At 43.5% G+C, this 20825-nt stretch carries 17 protein-coding genes; 6 read left to right on the plus strand and 11 right to left on the minus strand.

Annotation, left to right across the window (positions count from 1 at the left end):
* Nucleotides 1-404: 404 nt before the first annotated feature.
* Nucleotides 405-2441: an ATP-dependent DNA helicase RecG gene (gene recG / locus A8C56_RS16740; protein WP_262492425.1), complete on the minus strand. Its 2037-nt coding sequence runs from the start codon at nucleotides 2439-2441 to the stop codon at nucleotides 405-407.
* A 154-nt stretch (nucleotides 2442-2595) separates the two neighbouring features.
* The gene (locus A8C56_RS16745) at nucleotides 2596-4047 is read right to left on the minus strand and encodes a lipopolysaccharide biosynthesis protein (RefSeq protein ID WP_245645550.1); all 1452 of its coding nucleotides are present in this window, start codon (nucleotides 4045-4047) and stop codon (nucleotides 2596-2598) included.
* 412 nt (nucleotides 4048-4459) lie between these two features.
* Between A8C56_RS16745 and A8C56_RS16750 the strand changes: the two genes are divergently transcribed.
* Entirely contained in the window at nucleotides 4460-5068 is a 609-nt protein-coding gene (locus A8C56_RS16750) for a hypothetical protein (RefSeq protein ID WP_067758518.1), read from the plus strand.
* 684 nt (nucleotides 5069-5752) lie between these two features.
* Here A8C56_RS16750 and A8C56_RS16755 read toward each other — a convergent pair.
* Nucleotides 5753-6922, minus strand: coding sequence for an ABC transporter substrate-binding protein (locus A8C56_RS16755; RefSeq protein ID WP_067758521.1), 1170 nt, complete (start codon nucleotides 6920-6922; stop codon nucleotides 5753-5755).
* 55 nt (nucleotides 6923-6977) lie between these two features.
* Nucleotides 6978-8513 carry a glutamine-hydrolyzing GMP synthase gene (guaA, locus tag A8C56_RS16760; RefSeq protein ID WP_067758524.1) on the minus strand — a complete coding sequence of 512 codons (1536 nt, stop codon included), beginning with the start codon at nucleotides 8511-8513 and terminating at the stop codon, nucleotides 6978-6980.
* 156 nt (nucleotides 8514-8669) lie between these two features.
* Here guaA and A8C56_RS16765 point away from each other — a divergent pair, with 156 nt between their 5' ends.
* Entirely contained in the window at nucleotides 8670-9395 is a 726-nt protein-coding gene (locus A8C56_RS16765) for a head GIN domain-containing protein (RefSeq protein ID WP_067758527.1), read from the plus strand.
* A 354-nt stretch (nucleotides 9396-9749) separates the two neighbouring features.
* Here the strand turns inward: A8C56_RS16765 and def are convergent, their stop codons facing one another.
* Nucleotides 9750-10334, minus strand: coding sequence for a peptide deformylase (gene def / locus A8C56_RS16770; protein WP_067758529.1), 585 nt, complete (start codon nucleotides 10332-10334; stop codon nucleotides 9750-9752).
* Nucleotides 10335-10391: 57 nt separating this feature from the next.
* On the minus strand, nucleotides 10392-10958 hold the full coding sequence (locus A8C56_RS16775) for a Crp/Fnr family transcriptional regulator (protein WP_067758532.1): 567 nt from the start codon (nucleotides 10956-10958) through the stop codon (nucleotides 10392-10394).
* Between the two features lie 393 nt (nucleotides 10959-11351).
* Between A8C56_RS16775 and trpS the strand changes: the two genes are divergently transcribed.
* The 4 genes from trpS (at nucleotide 11352) to A8C56_RS16795 (ending at nucleotide 15881) form a co-directional block, all read left to right on the plus strand.
* Entirely contained in the window at nucleotides 11352-12377 is a 1026-nt protein-coding gene (gene trpS / locus A8C56_RS16780) for a tryptophan--tRNA ligase (protein ID WP_067758534.1), read from the plus strand.
* Between the two features lie 69 nt (nucleotides 12378-12446).
* Nucleotides 12447-13085 (plus strand): deoxynucleoside kinase, encoded by a 639-nt coding sequence (locus tag A8C56_RS16785; protein WP_067758537.1) that lies wholly within the window; start codon nucleotides 12447-12449, stop codon nucleotides 13083-13085.
* Between the two features lie 235 nt (nucleotides 13086-13320).
* Nucleotides 13321-14157, plus strand: a complete 837-nt coding sequence (locus A8C56_RS16790) for an endonuclease/exonuclease/phosphatase family protein (protein WP_067758540.1) — start codon at nucleotides 13321-13323, stop codon at nucleotides 14155-14157.
* 431 nt (nucleotides 14158-14588) lie between these two features.
* On the plus strand, nucleotides 14589-15881 hold the full coding sequence (locus tag A8C56_RS16795) for an aminopeptidase P family protein (protein WP_067758543.1): 1293 nt from the start codon (nucleotides 14589-14591) through the stop codon (nucleotides 15879-15881).
* Nucleotides 15882-16146: 265 nt separating this feature from the next.
* Here the strand turns inward: A8C56_RS16795 and A8C56_RS16800 are convergent, their stop codons facing one another.
* The 5 genes from A8C56_RS16800 to A8C56_RS16820 form a co-directional block, all read right to left on the minus strand.
* A complete protein-coding gene (locus tag A8C56_RS16800; protein ID WP_067758546.1) occupies nucleotides 16147-16869 on the minus strand; it encodes a DUF3471 domain-containing protein in 723 nt (240 codons plus the stop codon).
* A gap of 35 nt (nucleotides 16870-16904) precedes the next feature.
* Nucleotides 16905-17348 (minus strand): serine hydrolase domain-containing protein, encoded by a 444-nt coding sequence (locus tag A8C56_RS25320; protein ID WP_067758549.1) that lies wholly within the window; start codon nucleotides 17346-17348, stop codon nucleotides 16905-16907.
* Nucleotides 17342-17614, minus strand: a complete 273-nt coding sequence (locus A8C56_RS25325; protein WP_067758552.1) for a serine hydrolase domain-containing protein — start codon at nucleotides 17612-17614, stop codon at nucleotides 17342-17344. Before A8C56_RS25325 ends, A8C56_RS25320 begins: the two co-directional genes overlap by 7 nt.
* A 325-nt stretch (nucleotides 17615-17939) precedes the next feature.
* The gene (locus tag A8C56_RS16815; RefSeq protein ID WP_067758555.1) at nucleotides 17940-19004 is read right to left on the minus strand and encodes a hypothetical protein; all 1065 of its coding nucleotides are present in this window, start codon (nucleotides 19002-19004) and stop codon (nucleotides 17940-17942) included.
* Between the two features lie 12 nt (nucleotides 19005-19016).
* Nucleotides 19017-20819 (minus strand): HSP90 family protein, encoded by a 1803-nt coding sequence (locus tag A8C56_RS16820; protein ID WP_067758558.1) that lies wholly within the window; start codon nucleotides 20817-20819, stop codon nucleotides 19017-19019.
* Nucleotides 20820-20825: the final 6 nt, after the last annotated feature.

The following is a 20825-nucleotide window of genomic DNA, read 5'->3' on the forward strand; positions in this document are numbered from 1 at the left end:
GTGAATAGTCTATAAATTAAGGAGGCCAAATTTCGGGGAAAAAGAGCAAAGGAAAAAATCGGCTTTATTGGAGGCAGGGTGCCTGCATAAATCTGTGTTTCTGCCACTGATGCTTATTTCAGCATCTAAAATGGCGCCTGATTGTCAATAGATTCTGAAACAAGTTCAGAACGACACTCAACATATGGACAAACTTTTGGGTCGGCCCCGGGGGGACTATCGGGGTTGACGAAGACCCTTGATTGTTTATATCCCGTCAGGCTATTTAATGACCCATTTCAAATGGGCTGAACGTGAATGTATTAGATCGTCATCCGAGCTATCGGATCCGAGCGCAGCCCCCCAACTGGCCGATAGGCGGGGAGGCATCAAGGGCCTTTTGGGTCAGCACCGGCAATTGTATCCTAAGAAATTTTGCTCCAGGCGGTCTTCCCTTTTTGAGAATGCAAAAAGTTCCTCATCATTTCATGCCCGGGCTGCGACAGGTCAGGATCTTCCTTTAAGATCCGTTCACAAAGCTCTTTTGCAGTGTTGACCATTACCCGGTCGTTTACAATATCCGCCAGTTTAAAGCTCAATATCCCGCTTTGCCTTGTACCTTCAATATCCCCGGGACCCCGCAGTTCCAGGTCCTTTTCCGCAATAACAAAACCATTACCGGTGCTGGTCATAATTTTCATACGCTCCCGCGCCTCATTGCCCAGCTTCTTACCGGTAAGCAGGATGCAATAGCTTTTTTCCGCGCCCCGGCCTACCCTCCCGCGCAGCTGGTGCAATTGTGAAAGCCCGAATTTCTCAGCGCTTTCGATCAGCATTACCGATGCATTAGGCACATTTACCCCCACCTCAATAACTGTGGTGGCCACCATGATCTGCGTATCATGCACCACAAAACGCCGCATGTTTTCGTCTTTCTGATGCACCGGCATTTTACCATGTACCATACTGATCCAGTATTGCGGTTCAGGAAAATAGGTCTTTACCACGTCATAGCCTTCCATGAGATTTTCATAATCCAGCTTTTCGCTTTCTTCAATCAGGGGGAAAATAATATATACCTGTCTGCCCAGTGCGATCTCTGCTTTTAAAAAATCCATTACCAGGCTGCGGTCATTTTCATAACGGTGCACGGTCTGTACCGGTTTCCTTCCCGGTGGCAGTTCATCAATCACACTGTAATCCAGGTCGCCATAAGCGGTCATTGCCAGTGTGCGAGGGATGGGCGTTGCGGTCATCACCAGCACATGCGGTGGCAGGGTTGCTTTTTCCCAAAGCCTTGCACGTTGCGCCACTCCAAAGCGGTGCTGCTCATCAATAATGACCAGCCCCAGGTTATGGAACTGAACAGGGTCTTCTATAACCGCATGCGTACCTATCAGAATCGTTATTTCGCCCGCCGCCAGCTTCTCTAAAATACGTTTGCGCTCTTTTCCCTTTGTTGTTCCTGTTAAAATAGCCACTTCCGCAGGCAGCGGTTCCAGCAATTCCTTTATGCCCTGGAAGTGCTGCCGGGCAAGGATCTCCGTAGGCGCCATTAATACGGACTGATAGCCATTGTCTGCTGCCAGCAGCATGCTCAGCAGCGCTACAATGGTTTTACCGCTGCCCACATCTCCCTGCAGCAGGCGGTTCATTTGTTTTCCCCGGCCGGTATCCACCCGTATTTCTTTCAGCACTTTTTTTTGGGCATTGGTCAGCTCAAAAGGCAGGTGCTGGTTATAAAAGCGATTGAACAGATCCCCTACTTTTTCAAAAACGACACCTTTTGAGAAACGATGCCGCTCCAGGCGTACCAAATTCAGCCGCAACTGGGCAAAAAATATTTCCTCAAATTTTAACCGCCGCACAGCGCCTTCATATGCTGTTGTATTCTTTGGAAAATGGATGTTCTGATAGGCCTGGAAACGGGGCATTAATTTTAGTTCTTCCAGCATTGACGGCGGCAGGTTTTCAGGAATATCTTTTTCAGAAAGATGCTGCAGCAGCACCGAGGTTAGTTTGCTTATCTGCCGCCCGCCTAAATATTTTGATTTTAATTTTTCAGTTGACGGATAAATGGGCTCCAGGAAATCCTTTCCTTTTATTTTTTCCGGATCCCAGGGCTCCATTTCAGGATGCACCATCTGCGGCTTGCCCATAAAGAAAGATACCCGGCCATATACCAGGTAGGGCTGACCGGGCTGGATGATCTTTTTTATAAGGTTGATGCTCTGAAACCAGACCAGGTCCAGGGTTCCCGTTTTATCCTGTAACAGAGAGACCAGCCGGCGGCCTCTTTTTTCACCGGCCGTTTCAAGCGGCGCAAGAATACCGGCCACTTGTACATATTCATCACGCGGGCTTATATTGCCAATAGGAGTAAGTTTCGTTTTATCAATATGACGAAAGGGGAAGTGATGCAGCAGGTCATTAAACGTAAAAATGTTCAGCTCCTTCTGCAACAGCTCTGCACGCTGCGGCCCAACACCTTTTAAGTAGGCAACAGGGCTTGATAATATGTTATTACTCCCTGAAATAAATGCGCTTTTGACAAAAATAGAGGGTTTTTTTAGGTAAAACAGAACAACTTTTATAGCGGGGAAGGGCCATTAATAATTACCGGAATAATCTGCCGACAACAGGCAGCGCCTGGAGCTCTTTCTTCTCAACCCTGCTTACGAAGTATAAGAACAGGCACATAAATAGTGAAGCAAAGGCTGTCTTTAACCAGAAATTATGCGTGAACGATGTAATCTTTTTATTGATCAAAAAAAGTACTATTGTTATTACCAGATAGGCGACCAGTTTTTTCCAGGCATAAGGAATGGGGTAATATTTTTGCCCTAATAAATACGCCAGAATTACCATGGTACCATAACACGTCATAGTGACCGTTGCACCGGCATACATTTCAAATTTCGGAATGAAGAAATAGTTGCCAATAATAGTAACCACGGCTCCTGCAGCGGTAATAATAATACCCCAGTACATTTTATCAGTGAGCTTATACCAGGCTGAAAGATTATAATAAATGCCGAGAAAAACATTCGCCATCAGTAAAATGGGAACAATTCCCAATCCTGAACGATATTTCTTACCGATCATGTTCTGCCAGATGTGCAGGTAAAGTCCTGTAAAAAGGTACGCTACACACAACGTAATCACAAACCATTTCATTACGCGGGCATACACCTGCCTGGCGTTTGTGGCACTCTTTTGCCTGAAGAAAAAAGGCTCCCCTGCCATCCGAAACGCCTGTATGAACATAGTAATGAAAATAGATATTTTATAATTGGCAGAATAAATTCCAACAATCTGCATATTCTCATCCATGGAATGCGGCAAAAAACTTTTTAGCATTTGCCGGTCCATTACTTCATTGATCATTCCCGCCAGGCCAATGATGATCATGGGTGTGCTATAATGCACCACGGTTTTCCAAAGATCTTTATTGATTTTAAAACGAAAGCGCTTCCACTCCGGGTATAAAAAAAGAAAAACAAAGAAAGACTGTACCATATTAGCCAGCACCAGGAGCGTTACCCGGTTTTGATGCAGTACCCACCTGACAAGAAAGTTATTTGATTTTGAAAAATACTCAGGAATAAAATACACAAACAGAACCACCAACCCAATATTTACTACAATACCAAAAATCTTTATGAGGGCATATCGCCGCGGGCGATTCTCCTGGCGCAACTTCGCAAATGGTATAGTGGCTAATGTATCAAAAGCCATTACAAAAACCGTAATTACAATTACCTGCGGCAATTTGCCAATTTCAAGAAATTCACTGATGGGTTGACTATAATAAAGCAGAATGCCACTTAATAACAGGGTTGTAATTACGTGAGAACCAAATGTTGTGTTGAATAATTGCTTTTGGGATATGCCGGCATCACTGCTAAACCGGAAAAATCCGGTTTCCAGGCCATATGTATAAATGATGTTTGCAACACCAATCCATGCATACAACAGGCTAAAATCACCATATTCCTTAACCCCTTTTTGATCCACCATCAGGTAGGTTAAAATAGGGGTTAACAGAAAATTTAATAATCTGGCCATTACATTGCTTAGACCATACCAAATCGTTTGCCCTGCCAGTTGTTTAATGCCGCTCAATGGATTCTTAAATTATTTGACAAATGTAGTGCACTTATTATAAATGGTAATAATTCCCGGGGGCGGGCGCATAAATCTGTAAAATACTCTGTAAAATACTTTGCCACGGTTACACGAATAAAAAAATACTATTCCTTACTTCAAAATGAGCACGAATAGCGCTGACTGGTGCTTATTTGTGCCTGCCCGGATGGGAAACAGGTGGATATTCGTGGCATTGTGAATAAAAACTCCTGATGACCAATTAGAGTAAAAAATAACTTGATGCGTTCGCCCGGATAACCCCTAAAATTTGGGCTTAGAGGAACAACTAATTAACTTCGCAATGCATCCATATATAAAAATACGAATTCACATGAAAAAGATCCTGTTAATCCTGGCTTTGTTTACTATGACCGGCTCTGTAACTTTTGGACAAAAAGCTTATGAAGGAAAAATAAAATATAAAAAAGCAGAGGAACCGGCTATTGTTATTGAATACAATTATCCCCGGGAAGTGGTGGAAAACGCCTTAAAAGCAAAGATGGCGGACCTGCGTTTAACCGGGCAGGAAACCAGAGGCATCTTAACCTACCCCAACAGCGTTATTACTTCTATTACCCCCTCCAAACTCGACTATACATTTAAAACAGAACAAACCGGTAAGAGCGGCAACTGGAAAACCACATTGTATATGCTGATGGAAGGCGCCGGCAATATTTCCGGTGATGCCGTTGTACTGGCATCCAATGCCAAATCTTTCCTGGAAAGCCTGAATGATAATGTCCGCAGAAGCAATACGATTCTCGAGATAAAAAAGCAGGAAGCCATTATGGTAGATGAAGAGCAAAAGCTAAAATCTTTGCAGGACGAGTACAGCGCGCTTGAAAAGAAAATGGAAGCCAATAAACAGGCACAGGCCGCCCAGGAAAAAGTGGTAGCGTCTCAAAAAAGCATCCTGGATGATCTGAAAGCGAAAAATTAGAAAGGGTATTCATTCAGAGGCACAATATTATCTTATTAGGTCTACCAGAAAATGCAGGAGCGACGAAAATTGTATATCTCTAAAACTTACTGGGGAGCCGGACTTTGGAAATTTTTAATGCTCCTGCCACTTAAGGGTCTTTTTTCGTACCCTTTTAACGATAAACTTATATAAAGTTTATAGGTCGCCCCGATGGGGCTCCCGATCCGTATAAAATCCTTTTAACGGGAAATTGCCTCTATGAGGCAGCAGGCCCCGTGAGACTGAATGCAAGTAAAAAATCGGTTCCTGCCTGAATAAAAGAAGCTGTTTCAAAAGTCTGATACAGCCTCTTTTTGTTTGGTAAAGGCGATGAGAGCGCAAGATCAAATATGCGATTCTCAGAACCTTCAAAAACCTCTTGATACACGCTCAGCCTGTTTTAAGCGCTTTACTGTAATGATGATTGAAAAGCTGCAACGGGTTCAACAAAGAAACAATGGATATGAAAATCAATAGTCCTTCAAAATGGGTGTTTTTATAAAAAAATGCATTTTGTAACCAGTAAATCCTCCTGAAAGGCAATTCCTGCCTGTATTTCATATTTTCGGAGCAACCTCATTAAATATTATAATCGCCTGCGGCGATAAGATAACAATGCGAAGCGTTGTCGCTTCACATAGCACATGCCTCTCACAGCGTCTTTTATTTTATTTCCTGTAAACTTCCATTAAAATATTTAAGGAAATACAGTTTTTTATTTTCGTAGTAATCAATTTTATTTTCTTTGCTTACCGGTTCTATATCCAGGTCATAAAATATCCTGAACTGGTTGCTTTCCAGCATACCGGGCACATTACCATTGTATTGATCCAGCAAATGCCCGAAACGATACACCAGTCCGAATCCCCTGAAAACAAGATCTGAGGGGCGTGCAAACATTTTTGAACTGTAATAGGTGCTGATGTTACGGCTTGCCACATCGGTGCGGGGGTTATAAAAGGGATTGCTGTAAATAAGGCTTAGTCCTTTGTATTTTGAAAAGTCCAGGTTATCCCAGGTGGGCATGCCCATTACCGTTATCGGCGAATAGGTTTTACCAAATCTTGCAAGCTGTGTTAACAGCCTGTCTGCATAGTTATTATCCAGCGATCCTATAACAAATAGCGAGGATCTGCCTTTTACCAAATTAGCAGCTACCTGCGCCTGGGAAAGGGTATCTCTTACCTCCACAAATTTTATATGCATTGCGGTGCTCCTGTCGGCCTTGTTTAAAGTTTCAAAAACGGACCGCAGGTAATTCTCTGATGCGCCTTTGCGGGTAAGATAGGTAATCTGCTGGCCTGGATAGTTCTTTTTGAGGTAGGCATAGATCTGCTCCCCCTGTGTAGGCAGGGTGGGGTTCAGTACTACAAAATAAGGATTATTGCGTACGTTACCGTCGTTGGGCACCGTGGCATTAATAACAGTAATCTTTTTGGAAGCAGCCAGCTTTGCCAGTGTTCCCAGCTCATTTAATGAGCAATAGGCTATAATCAGTTCCACCCCGTCTGTAGCCGCCTTATTAAACTGGCTTTCAATGTTCTGTCGGGATGATTTGGAATCATAGATATAAACGTCCAGCGGAATGTTCTGTGCGTTCAACGAATCAATTGCCATTGAAACGCCATGGTAAAACTCCAGTCCGGGTATTGAGGCCTTGGGAAAGGACCTGTTATCATAATTATAGCTGCCATCAGGGCCAAAAGCATTATCCAGGTACAGCGGAGTAAAAACGGCCAGCTTATGACGGTTACCGGCAGCCCCCGTAACCTGGGCAGCAACAGGTAACAGGCCGGTTACCAGAAGGAACACTAATAAAAAAAATTGCTTCATAGTTTACAAGAATATTTATCCCATTAAACAGATGGGCACTTATTACCTGCAAATATTATTCCCATTCTATAGTGGCCGGGGGCTTACTGCTGATATCGTAAACCACACGGTTAATGCCCCTTACATTATTACAGATCTCATTGGAAACATTTGCAAGAAATTCATAAGGCAAATGCGCCCAGTCTGCCGTCATACCGTCTACACTGGTAACTGCGCGCAGCGCAACAGTGTATTCGTAAGTACGCTCATCTCCCATTACCCCTACGCTTTTTACCGGTAATAAGATTGTTCCTGCCTGCCAAACCGTTGCATACAGATCATTTTCTTTCAGCGCTTTTATATAAATATCATCTGCTTCCTGCAACAATTTTACCTTTTCTTCTGTTACCTCCCCCAAAATGCGGATAGCCAGTCCTGGTCCGGGAAAGGGGTGACGGTCAATAAGGTTGGACGGAATGCCCAGTTCCCTTCCCACTTTTCGTACCTCATCCTTAAACAGGAAACGCAATGGTTCTACGAGCTCCAGGTGCATTTTTTCGGGCAAACCACCTACGTTATGATGCGATTTAATGGTAACCGAAGGGCCATGTACTGAAACGCTTTCAATTACATCCGGATAAATGGTGCCCTGGCCCAGAAAATCAATGCCGCTAAGCTGCTTGGCCTCCTGCTGAAACACATCAATAAATAAACGGCCGATGATCTTCCGCTTGGCCTCCGGATCCGGGTTGCCCTTTAACTCTTTATAAAATAATTGCCGGGCATCAACACCTTTTATATTCAGTCCCAGTTGTTTATAGGTTTCCAGTACCTGTTCAAACTCTCCTTTCCGTAAAACCCCGTTATCTACAAAGATCCCGTAGAGGTGGTCACCAATAGCTTTATGAATAAGTGTGGCCGCCACAGTGCTGTCTACACCGCCGCTCAGTGCCATAATCACTTTCCGGTTGCCAATCTTTTCTTTCAACTGGCTGATCGTGTCCGTAATAAAGTGGGCGGGGGTCCAATCCTGGCTGCACCCGCAGATATTTACCAAAAAGTTGTGCAGGATATTCTTTCCTTCCACACTATGATGCACTTCCGGGTGAAACTGCAATCCATACAACGGGTGCGGGGCTTTACTGTACTTAAATGCTGCCACCGGAATGCTTTCTGTTGTAGCCAGCACCTCAAAATCTGCCGGCAGTTCCAGAATGCTATCGCCATGGCTCATCCATACCTGGCTTTTATCCGGTACGCCCCTTAATACCACATCTTTTGCACCTTTTACTTCCATCTGGGCCCGGCCATACTCCCTTTTGTTACTCTTTTCCACCCTGCCTCCATAAAGCTTTGTGGCAAGTTGTGCTCCATAGCAGATCCCCAAAACAGGCACCTGTTCTGCCATACCTTTCAGGTTAATAACCGGCGCATTCGTATCGTTTACCGAAAATGGTGAACCGGAAAGAATGATTCCTTTTAAATTGCCGTCAAATTCAAAGGTTTTAGAGTAAGGGAGTATTTCGCAATAAACATTGGCTTCTCTTACACAGCGGGCGATCAGCTGTGTATATTGAGAGCCAAAATCAAGGATTAAGATTTTTTCGGTCATGATGCGGCGAAGTTAATAAAATCAGGCTGACATATTAGTAATATATTTATGAAGCAATGGTGATATTATTTTTAACAGCAGGAAAACCGGTATTACCTATTTTAAGGTTAAAAAGGGGAACGGCATTCCTGATATTTTAAACCCAAAAATACACGGATGAAACAGTTAATTCTTCTTTGTTTATCAGTAGCAGTAATTGCAGCCTCCTGCAATATTGTTGACAACCAGCGCGTGAAGGGAAACAAAAAGATCAACTCCCGGACCTATGATCTGAAAAATTTCAGCTCTATTGATGTAGGAGACAATGCAGCCGTTTACCTGAAGCAGGATTCGGTATACGGTGTAAAAATTGAAACAGACGACAATTTATTTCAATACCTGATTGTGGATATTGAGGATGGAGAATTGAACGTTGATGTAAAGGATGGTTATAATTTGAATCCAAGCCAGGAACTGAAAGTATATATATCAATGCCCTATGCCAACAAAATAGCTATTTCAGGAGCGGCCACCCTTAAACTGGTCAATGATAAATTTATGCAGGACCGCCCCCTTTCATTTGATATTAGCGGCGCATCTGACGGGAGCTTCAGGGTAAAAGCCCCCTCTATTAAGCTGGATGTGAGCGGAGCTTCCACTTTTACCATTTCAGGTGAAACAAGAGATGTAAGCGGTGAAGTAAGCGGAGCTTCCACTCTAAAGGCATATGACCTGAAAGCTGAAACCAGCAATATGGATGCATCCGGCGCCAGCACGGCCAACGTATTTGCCAGCATCCAGTTAACAGCAGATGCCAGCGGGGCTTCCAGCATCCGGTATAAAGGAAATCCAAAGGTAAATTCTACGGCTAACGGGGCCGGGAGCGTAAAGCAGGCCGATTAATTCAAATTGCGGCGGCTGTATTGCACCCCCGCTCTGCATTACGATGATATAATTGATTCTCAACGGTCAACATTTTATACCATTTAGATTTAAATTGCACCAGGTGAAGGTATATCAGGCTTGACGAAGCCCAATCATCCTTCGGCATCTATTTATAGTATCGCTCAACAGACCCTGAAACACCCCGAACATTCGGAGCAGGGTGACCCATAAGAAGGATTGTCACTGCCTCATCCGAACTTTCGGATGATTTGGTTTTTACAAATGGAAAACTGGGTGACAGTGTTCTTTAATCTAAATGTATTATTGGCAGTTGCTTTTGTCTGATTTGAATGGGAACACCCTGCAACAAGTTTACCTGAAGAAACACATCGGGTAGCCTGCCTGCACTTTTCCGGCCCGGATTTTTTTCAGTCTGGACATCAGCAATTTCCGGGCAACCGGGTTCAGGTGATCTATGTAAAGGATGCCCTGTGTATGATCATATTCATGTTGTATCATCCGCGCGGTATTACCGCTGAAAACTTTTTGACGCTGAACCAGCTCTTTATCCAAATACCGGATCTCAATGCTCCAGGGTCTTGCAACCGGCTGCGATAGCGAAGGAATGCTCAGGCACCCTTCCTCTTCTACCCATACATCACCGGATCTGCTGATCATCTCCGCGTTGATAAAAACTTCCTCTATTCCCGTATCCCCATTTTCATACAGGGCCTGGCGCGCTGCATTTTCCATCTGCTGATACGTACTCCTGCTGTCTACTATAAAAAGGCAAAGGTTTTTACCAACCTGGCTGGCCGCAAGGCCGCAGCCATTTGCCCGGCGCATGGTTTGCCACATCTGATCGATGAACGTATCCAATTCTTCTTTATCAAGGCTCACCGGTTTGCCTTTTTCCCTCAGCAGCGGGTGGCCATAGGCCAGTATGGGCTGTAACATCTGTAATAGTTTATTACAAATGTCTTTATTCCGGGCACAGCCAGCAATGAATAATTGTTAAGAAATCTGCCGGCGAATGCGGCTCAAGGCCTGTGGGGTTATGCCTATATAGGACGCAACATATTTCAGGGGTACCTGCTGCAGCACTCTTGGCTCTTCTTTTAATAATTGCAGATAACGCTCAGTTGCGTTGTACCGCACAAGGTCAATAGTCCGTCTGGCACAGGTAAGGAACATCCGTTCTGCTATAAAACGCCCCAGGAAATTTCCGGCCCTGGTATGCGTATAAACTTCCTGGAGATCCTCATAGGAAATACGCCAGAGCATGGTTTCAGAAAGCGCCTGCAACCGGTACGTTGCCGGGGTTCTTGTAAGAAAAGAATCATAGGCACCTGTAAACTCCTTATGAAAATTAAAATGGAAGGTCCATTCTCTTTCATCACCGGGAATATAAAACCGCACCAGGCCGGATTCAATAAAAGACAGGTAGTTTTCCGTTTCACCAAGGTCAATGATATGTTCCTGCTTTTGAAAAACCTGCTTTTGAAAATGAGCAGCTATGAAACGCCATTCCGGCTCCTCCAGCTTTATAAAACGCTCGTAAAATTCCCGGATATACCCCATAGGCATCAAAATTACTAAATACCCGGAAAGTTATAGCATTCATCATCTGCAGCATCTGCAGGAGTCCTGCCGGGTTTTGCATCTGCTGCTGTTATTCTTGCAAGCAATAGCATGCCGGCACAGCCAGGCTACAGCCCCCAGGCAACCGCATCTGGTAATAACCGGTCATCAAAAATAGTATTTTGTACAAACAGCAACTGAAGCACTGAGTACGGCCTGTTGAGAATTCAGAATGTTCAAAAATGAATTTGTCCATTTATCATATTGATGAGGTTATTAGCAATACCGCTTTATCCACATTTATGGATTCAAAAAAATAATTAAGATGCGTTTGCCCTGTTACTGCCATTTCAAAGATGTGACAGACCCAAACATTAATTATCTTTGCCGGCTATGGACAAGAAAAGTGCTACCCGGCCTGCCGGCAGGCCGGTTGTTTTAAGCGGTGTAAGGCCCACAGGAGCCCTTCATTTAGGTAATTATTTTGGAGCGATCAGCAATTATGTAAGAATGCAGGATGAATACCATTGTTATTTTTTTATAGCAGACCTGCATTCCCTGACCACACATCCTGATACAAAGGAACTGAGAGAGCATGTTCTTTCTGTTACTTCTTATTATCTTGCAAGTGGACTGGATCCGGACAAAAGCGTGCTCTATTGCCAGAGCGATCTGCCACAGACCACTGAGCTCTATTTATTCCTGAATATGCTGGCCTATAAAGGCGAACTGGAAAAAACCACCACCTTCAAGGATAAGGTAAAACTACAGCCCGAAAATGTAAATGCCGGTCTGCTCACCTACCCTGTTTTAATGGCTGCTGATATTTTAATACACCGTGCGCAATATGTTCCGGTAGGTAAGGACCAGGAACAGCACCTTGAAATGACGCGCACGTTTGGAAACCGATTCAATCACCGTTATGGCGAAGTGTTCCCGGAGCCCAAAGCATTCAACTACGGGCAGCAGCTATTAAAGGTGCCCAGCCTGGATGGCGCCGGTAAAATGAGCAAAAGCGAAAATCAATACGCAACGATTTATCTGTCGGACGACGATGACCTGATCCGCAAAAAGATCATGAAAGCAAAAACAGACGCAGGGCCTACTGAGCCAAACGCAGTAAAGCCGGATTATATTGTAAACATCTTTGACCTGATGAAGCTGGTAAGCGCCCCATCGGTCATTGAAAAATATGAGGCTGATTTTAATGCCTGTACGATCCGCTATGGAGACCTTAAAAAGCAACTTGCGGAGGATATGATCCAGTTCATCAGGCCCATTCGTCAGAAAGCAAAAGAGATCCGTGAAAATGAAAGCGCTTTAAACATTATTTTAAAAGTAGGCGCTCAGAAAGCTGCTGAAAGTGCCGAAAACACCATGCAACTGGTAAGAAGCGCCATAGGACTGAAGTACTTTTAAGAAAAATAAAAACGATTTAAAAAAGAATGGTTATTTTTCAATATTAAAAGATTTTATCCGCTTTATAACATGGCTAAGTCAAAATCCAAACCCAAACACATTGCCATTGCCGGTAACATTGGTGCCGGAAAAACAACGCTGACCGAAATGCTGAGCAAGCACTATAAATGGATTCCCCACTTTGAGGACGTGGACCACAATCCTTACCTGATGGATTTTTATGAAGACATGCCAAGGTGGAGCTTTAACTTACAGGTCTATTTTCTCAACAGCCGGTTAAAGCAATTGCTGGAAATCCAGAATGGAACGGAAACCGTTATCCAGGACCGGACCATTTATGAAGACGCGAATATTTTTGCACCGAACCTGCACGAGATGGGATTGATGAGCAAGAGAGACTTTGATAATTATTATCAATTTTTTACAACATTGAAGTCCATGGTCAACCCGCCGGACCTCATGATCTATCTGAACGCCTCTGTTCCCACACTGGTTGGTCAGATACAGAAACGGGGCCGGGAATATGAAGAAAATATCCGGTTAGATTATTTAAAGCGGCTGAATGAGTATTATAATAAATGGATTGCGGGGTACAAAGAAGGCAAGCTGCTGATCATTGATGTGGATAAAAACAATTTTGCAGATAACACGGAAGATTTTGGAAAGATTATATCCAAGATAGATGCACAGTTGTATGGATTATTTTAACCCAGGGGTAGAGCATCCTGTTATAAAAATCCCGTTTTAAAAGAACCAGCAAAATATTTCCGCTGTTCAGGACGACCATTGCACAACAGTTTCAGGAATACTTTTACAGGCTTAACCCGGAACCCTCCTAACAGGGAACATTATCTTTATATGACCTCTTTACGGATTGGTAACAAAATCCTAAATTAGCCCCGGATCAGCCAATCAACAATCAACATCTAAAACCATCAGACCAATGTATAAAAGAAGCCTTTTTAGTTTTCTGTTTTTTATTTGCTTTCTGTGTTCGTACAGCCAGACATTGAACATAGCCACCTATAATCTCCGTTATGACAACCCGGGAGATACGGGCAATTTATGGAAAGACCGGTCTGTCGCAGTTGTCGGCCTGATCCGCTTTCATGATTTTGACGTGTTTGGCACACAGGAAGGGCTGAAGAACCAGCTGGATGACATTGCAAACGGGCTGCCTGAATATACCTGCTATGGTAAAGGCCGGGATGATGGCGGCGATAAAGGAGAGCACTCTGCGGTCTTTTATAAGAAAGAAAAGTTTGCCCTGCTGAAGTGCGGCGACTTCTGGCTTTCCGAAACACCGGACAAGCCGGGCAAAGGCTGGGATGCGGAATGCTGTAACCGTATCTGCTCCTGGGTGCTTTTAAAAGATAAAGCTACCGGAAAACAATTTTATTTCTTTAATGTGCATTTTGACCATCAGGGAAAGATTGCACAGGTGGAAAGCGGGAAACTGATGCTGAAAAAGATCAGGGAGATTGCAGGCAAGAATAACGTGGTACTTACTGGCGATTTTAACGGAGACCGCAGCTCCGACTGGTACCAGCGCATCGCCAGTTCAGACATACTAAAAGACACGTATAAAGATGTAAAATACCCCTATGCCAATAATGCCTCTTTTAATGCATTTGGCAAAACGCTTGACCGGGATGATGTGATTGATCACATTTTCATCAGCAGGAACGGAAAATCATCCAGATGGGGGATTTTAACAGATACCTACCGGGGAAAGTTTCCGTCAGACCATTTTCCGGTGGAGGCGTTCATTCGTTTTTAATCAGCCGGATCAATAGTAAACCGAGGTTGGCATCTAAAAAAAGCTATGATTGCCAATAGATTCTGTACCAAGTATAGAACGACATTACGTCCTAAAATGATTTTTGATACAGCTTTGTTTTTTCATTTTGGAGCAGGCCATATTCTACTAAAAATTTCAGAGCTCCACAGAAGCCTATATTTCGCATCTTTGTTGGTGTTACGTCCCGGTTTCGCAGCGATAGCAGAAACACCAACAAACGCTGTTATGCCGCTGGTACCTTTCCTTCATGCATAAGCCGCACTCAACACCAACGGTGGCGAAACTTTAAAAGGATCCGCTTTAGTACCAACCCTCATCAGCGGTTATTGGTGCATTTGTAGCTTTGCAAAACCGGCAACGGGGTTCCTGCAATTACTTTATCTTTGAAAAAAATAAATCAGTAGCAATTCATGAAATATCTACCTCTTAATCCTGCAATTTTTATTAAGAACCGCAAACGTTTTGTTGATAAAATGGAGAAAAACTCCATCGCTCTTTTTTGGGCCAACGATGAAATGCCGGAAAACGGTGATGCGCTTTATAAATACAAGCCCAACAGCAGCATCTTCTGGCTGTCGGGTATTGGCCAGGAAGACACGATGGTTATTTTATATCCGGATCATCCGGATCCGAAGTATCGCGAGGTGCTGGTGCTGGTTCGCCCGAACGAGCTTAAGGAAAAATGGGATGGCCGGCGTTTGCGCGCTCATGAAGCTACAGCCATTAGTGGTATGAAAACAGTGGTTTGGGCAGATGCGCTGGAAGGGCTGCTGCAGGGATGGATTCATTCGGCACAGAACATATACCTGGATACCAATGAAAATGACCGCAAAGGTACTACAATTGAAACCCGCCAGTACCGTTATATAAAAGAATTACAGGCCAAATACCCGCTGCACCATTACTTAAGAGCGGCGCCTTTTATGAAAGAGCTGAGGGCTATTAAAACACCGGAAGAGGTAGAAGTAATCAATAAAGCCATAGCCATTACTGAAACCACTTTCCGCCGTTTACTGCAATTTATTAAACCGGGGGTTTGGGAATTTGAAATTGAAGCAGAGATCGTTCATTCCTTTTTGAGCAACCGCGCTACCCGTGAAGGATATGCCAGCATTATTGCCAGCGGTGATAATGCAAGAGTGCTCCATTATATCAGTAACGACCAGCAATGCAAGGATGGCGACCTGATACTGATGGATTTTGGTGCCGAATATGGGGGGTATAATGCGGATCTGACAAGGACCGTTCCTGTTAACGGCAGGTTTACCAAACGCCAGCGCGCCGTATATGATGCCTGTTTAAGAATACACCGTTATTGCGCTTCTATCCTGAAGCCGGGGATCAGTATTGCCACCTATCATGAAAAAGTAGGCGACCAGGCGACCAAAGAATTTATAAAACTGGGCCTTCTGACAAAAGTAGACATAAAAAACGAAGATCCGGCCAACCGGGCTTATCGCAGGTACCTTTATCATGGCATCAGCCACCATTTGGGTATTGATGTGCACGACCTGGCTCCTAATTTCCACACTCCTTTAAAAGCGGGGATGGTACTGACCATTGAACCCGGCATTTATATTGAAGAGGAACAAATGGGCGTACGGATTGAAAACAATTTCCTGCTGACGCGCAGCGGTAATGTAGATCTGATGAAAACAATGCCCATTGAAGCGGATGATATTGAAAGGCTGATGAACAGCTGATAAAAGGCCGGGCAAAATTATTTTTAAGACACCTATGGCATTTTTTTGGTTCATAAGACATGATCCGGATCATCGGACCAAGGTCTATCGCCGAGGCTGACCAAAAAGCCCCTTTTGTCATGCTGAATTTATTTCAGCATCTAAAATAGCGATTGCTTGTCAATAGATTCTGATCCGTCAACCGGCTGACAGAACGACACTCTATTATAAACAGACTTTTTGGTCAGTCCTGGGTCTTTATTCGCAGCTTTTGCAGGCATTTGAGCTATTTGCTTTTTTTAAAATGCAGGTACTTAAAAAGGAAATCGCTACTGTTTATAGCAAGCCGGAAACCCTTGGGGTTTCCATTTTTGTTCATCTCAAATCTTACTTCTCCTGCAGGAACAAACTGATCATTGAATACAATTTTGAATGTATCCTTACTCAAAAAATATAAATAACCGGAGAACTGATTTTTAGACGGCAGCAACTCCAAAAATGCTTTTCCCTTTTCTTCTCTTATAAGGGCTTTACCATATGCACTGTCTTCATATTCTCCTTCGTATATTGAAAAGTCCGGAATAGATATATGTGACCTGTAAGCCGTATCCGTATCGTCTTCGTCCCATGAAAAATGAAAGTTCTTGCCATACAAATCCGCATCCGTATGCTGCCAGTTAATCCTATTGCCTTTCAGACATTTTATTACTACATCTGCAAGTTCTTCATTAAAGTAGGTGATTTTACTGGTTAGTATCACTATGTCTATACTATCACCTGGTATAATGGTTATATAAGATTTGTAACCAGGCATACCACCCCCATGTGTCAATATCTTTTTTTCATTTTCAAGTTCTATGTTCCAGCCGAAGCCATATCCGTCATCAGATGTATTTGAAAAGTGTATCTTGGGGGTGGTTATAGCATATATAACTATCTTCAGATAATAAACGCCTGTTCTTAAAAACGCCTTTATGAATCCATGCCTGCAGCCATCTGAGCATATCATCAATATTTGAATTTATACCTGCTGCAGGTGCCATATTATCCACGTTTACTATTGGTATGGGGGCTATTTCTAAAATGAGGCAGCGCATAATTATTGCTCTTTATCACTTGTACGATACTTGTTGAGCTATTTTGCATGAATAACGGTGAAAAGAATTTTTCTTTTATAAAATGATCCCATGTTTGCCCTGTAACTTTTTCAATGATCAGGCCCGCCACGAGATACATTACATCCTGGTAGCCATAATCAGCCCGGAAGTGATTCCGGATAGCACTGTATTGTATTCTTCTTACAATCTCCTGCCTGGAATAATCAGATCCATACCAGAGCAAATCTCCTTCAAAAGTTTCCAACCCTGACCTATGGCTTAAAATATCAGCAAAGGTAATATGTTTGGTTATCCATGGATCGCTTAATTTAAAATCCGGCAGGTATTTGATCACTTCATCATTCCAGTCAACTTTACCTTCGTCTACCAAACACCTATGGCAGCGGCTGTGAAAGCTTTGGTACATGACATAATTGGAAAAACAGTTTGTGTTGTTACGGGAGTACCATTAACTGTGCTGTTTACACCATATCCCTTTTTAAAAACAACCTGATTGTTTTTGATGATACCAATTGCAAGCCCCGGAATATGATAATCGGCCACTTCTTTTGCGATAAAAACATCAAGCGAATCAGTCTGGTATTGCGCAAAAAGCAAATTCGGGGTTACGAATAGAACGATGAATATCTTTTTCATTTATGGCTATTACATCTGGTTGATTTCTTTAACATACACACTTTACGAAAAGTGGGGTTTTTCTTTTGAACCTGCAATTTGCTTTGGGTATTTTCTCCACTTAATCCGTTTAACTTTTGAATTATTACTACACTAAGTTAAAGCGGTTTTAGAAAATCAGGGAGAAAATTATGATTGCATTGAGATTAAATGGCTGTATGCTGGCCAAGCGTGCAGGCTTTGTTGATCTGTTGACTAATAAGTGCATAAGGCTTTCCGGTTATTCAACAATCCCTAAATAGAAAAGCGGCTGATGGGTCGCTCTTTTGTTCCAGGCGTTTATGGATCATAATAGCTGTTCCACCTGTTTGCTGAAATTCCGGTTCCCGTTCCTTTCATCAAATAAACGGGCTATTTCCTTTGCTTCCCTGCTGAAATGTGCTATAAGCTCATTACGGGTGTATCCTGTTTTACCGGTATACAGGCCGTGTTCTTCCGGCAACACCAGATGAAACACGACTTCCTGCGGAAACTGCGGCAATATTTCCAAAAGTGACAAAGTCATCTGGAACATTTTGCGGCTTTTGCTCCCCACAACTTTTGGGATCAATTGTTCCAGGCGTTCTTTTACCCCTGCCGGATCCCCGGTCACCTTGCAGATCAGCAGCTTGACTTCCGAGAAGATTGCGGAAGAGTCATTGGCCAGCTTTGCCAGCTCTTCTTCTGCTTTATCAGAAAAGTTCCTGGCTATATCCGGCTGTCCGTTTTTATACGCGTGATAGCTGAGGTTTACCAATGTACGCATGGGCACATGTACACAGGTATATTGTTTCTCTAATAAAGGAACCGCCTGTGCATGCCCCTGTTCAAAACCATCCAGTTCCAGCGTAGCGCTTACGTCCGCATCCATTTCACAGGCCTGGCAATCGCTCATGGCATCCCTTTCCACAGTTTTCAGTTGCTCTGCAAATGCACGGATCAATACAGGGTCTTTCTGAATAAGCGCATCGCTGTACAGTTCATTATAGTAGGCCCGCAGACCATACCCATTCCTTTGCAGCCTGGTTTTAAAATCTTCCAGTGCCGCCTGAAGCTGTTCTATGGAAACAAGCGGGTTATCATACAGATCGCTCATCATCCACTTATACTGCCACAAAAAATCGGTTTCTGAAAACAGATCCGGGTTTTCATCGCAGGCCTTCAGTACCCATGCAAAGGCGGGAATCGATTCCCTGGAAAAAGCCACATCCCTTTCTTCTTCAATCAACATCAGGCGCAGGTCATATCCCCATTCTATATCTTCATTCTCATCGGCAATTTTAATGGCCTGTAACAAAAGCTTTATTTTTTCCTCAGGCGTTGCCAACCCTTCTACCTGGTTTAATAATTTCTGGATCTTTAATGTATACATGGTGTTTACCCTTTAAATCTGAATAAAATTTTTCATTCCCATTACCAGCAATGAATGCAGCGCATTGTTAAAGAGCAGTAGCTGTTTTTCGCTTACAGGATATTTCCCCATTAGTAATGCCTGTACATACAGCACTTCGGTAATAGCCTGCAGCATATAATCATCGTCGATCGTAAGGAGGTTCTTTACCAGGCCATTATTCATATTCAGGCAAAAGGTGTTTACCGCTTCTGCTCTTTGTTGTATACTGCCCAATGCCCCGGCAAAAGGATTATCATTTGCCTTTATCTTTTTTATAGTGGCTGAAGTAAAATCTTCATCTCCCCTCGTAAAAATGGCAGGCGTATCTGCCGGGGCAAAATATTTCAGCTGCATTACACAGTTAAAAGGTTTTGTGTATTGCTCCAGCTTTTTTAAAACAGCGCGGTATGCTTTTTTCTCGTCTTCGCTGATGTCAGTAAATGTTTCCAGCAATTTCGACGAAGACATTTCACGGATATTCAGTTCCGGCTGCATCCCTTTAATTTTCTTTATCAGGTCCTCTTCAAAAGTGTACGCCACATTTACAACCAGCGCTCCCTGGTATTCTGCAATACGCTGCACCTGCCTGAACTCCTCATAATCCGCGCAATAATAAATAACAGGAAAATGCTCCCTGATATCCTTAAAGGTACGGAAGCCTTTATTGGTCTCAAAAGGGAGGTCATCAAGGATCAGTGACAGGAATTCGGTATCCTCCGCTGCGATCGCTTTCAGATGCAGGAAATGGATCTGGATGATCTTCTGATAAATCTCAAAGTCAATATTCCGGATATTTTTCAGATAACTCTTTAAAGCTTTCCCTATTTCCTTTCTTGCAGCGCGCAGGAGGTCATTTTGCATAAAGAATTCCCTTGAAGCAGTAGCACTAAGCGTGTTACTGTTCACCACCATTTTTACAAAAAAGGCCCAGGAGGGCAGCAGACCATTATCCGCCTCACTTAACAGCATCCTTTTCAAATAAATGCGATGATGCTGTCTGGCAGAAAACTGCGTTTTGTAGGGCAGGATGTACAAAACACCTTCACATTCCCCTGCTTCAGTACGCAACCGGACGGCATCAATAAAACTGGTCTGAAACAGCTCTTTGCCCATCTGTAATAATGCTTCTTTTGAAGTGTCGGGATGAAGCCAGACAGGCGGCTGCTCATTTAAAACCTTTTCTTCTTTACCTGTCCTGATCGTTATTTTTTCGGGCAATGCATCTCCATAAAACTTTATCTGGGGAATAAAGTTTTCCGGTCTGAATAAATGGGCATGGCTTTTCTTGGGTGTAAGACAGACCTTTGTGCCAACCGGCATTGTTTCCTGCAGGGTCTCGATCCGGTAGCGGCCGTCATTAAAAGCTGTCCACCGAAACCCGGTGGCGTCAAATGCCGAGCGCGTTTCAATACAGATCTCATCGCTTACAACAAAACAGGATAATAAACCGATGCCGAACCTTCCAATAAAGGTACGCGCATCCTCTGCTGATTTCCGTTTTGAGCTTTCACCAATAACCGATAAAAATTCATGTATTTCGTTTTCCTTTAAGCCGATGCCGTTATCCTGGAAAACGAATGGATTGCCGGCAGGCCCTGCATCGGGTAATGTAATGCGGATATCACCAATCAAATGCTCATCCAGTTGCCGGAAAGCGGCAATAGCGTCAACAGCATTCTGCAACAGCTCTCTTATAAATGTGCCCGGGTTGCTGTACAAATGTTCTGACAGCAGGCTGATCATGCCCTGCAGGTTCACCTGAAAAGAATAATATTCATTATTTACAGTTTCCATAAATTG

Origin of the sequence: Niabella ginsenosidivorans, from assembly GCF_001654455.1 — a bacterium.
In the GTDB taxonomy this organism is placed as follows: Bacteria; Bacteroidota; Bacteroidia; order Chitinophagales; family Chitinophagaceae; genus Niabella; species Niabella ginsenosidivorans.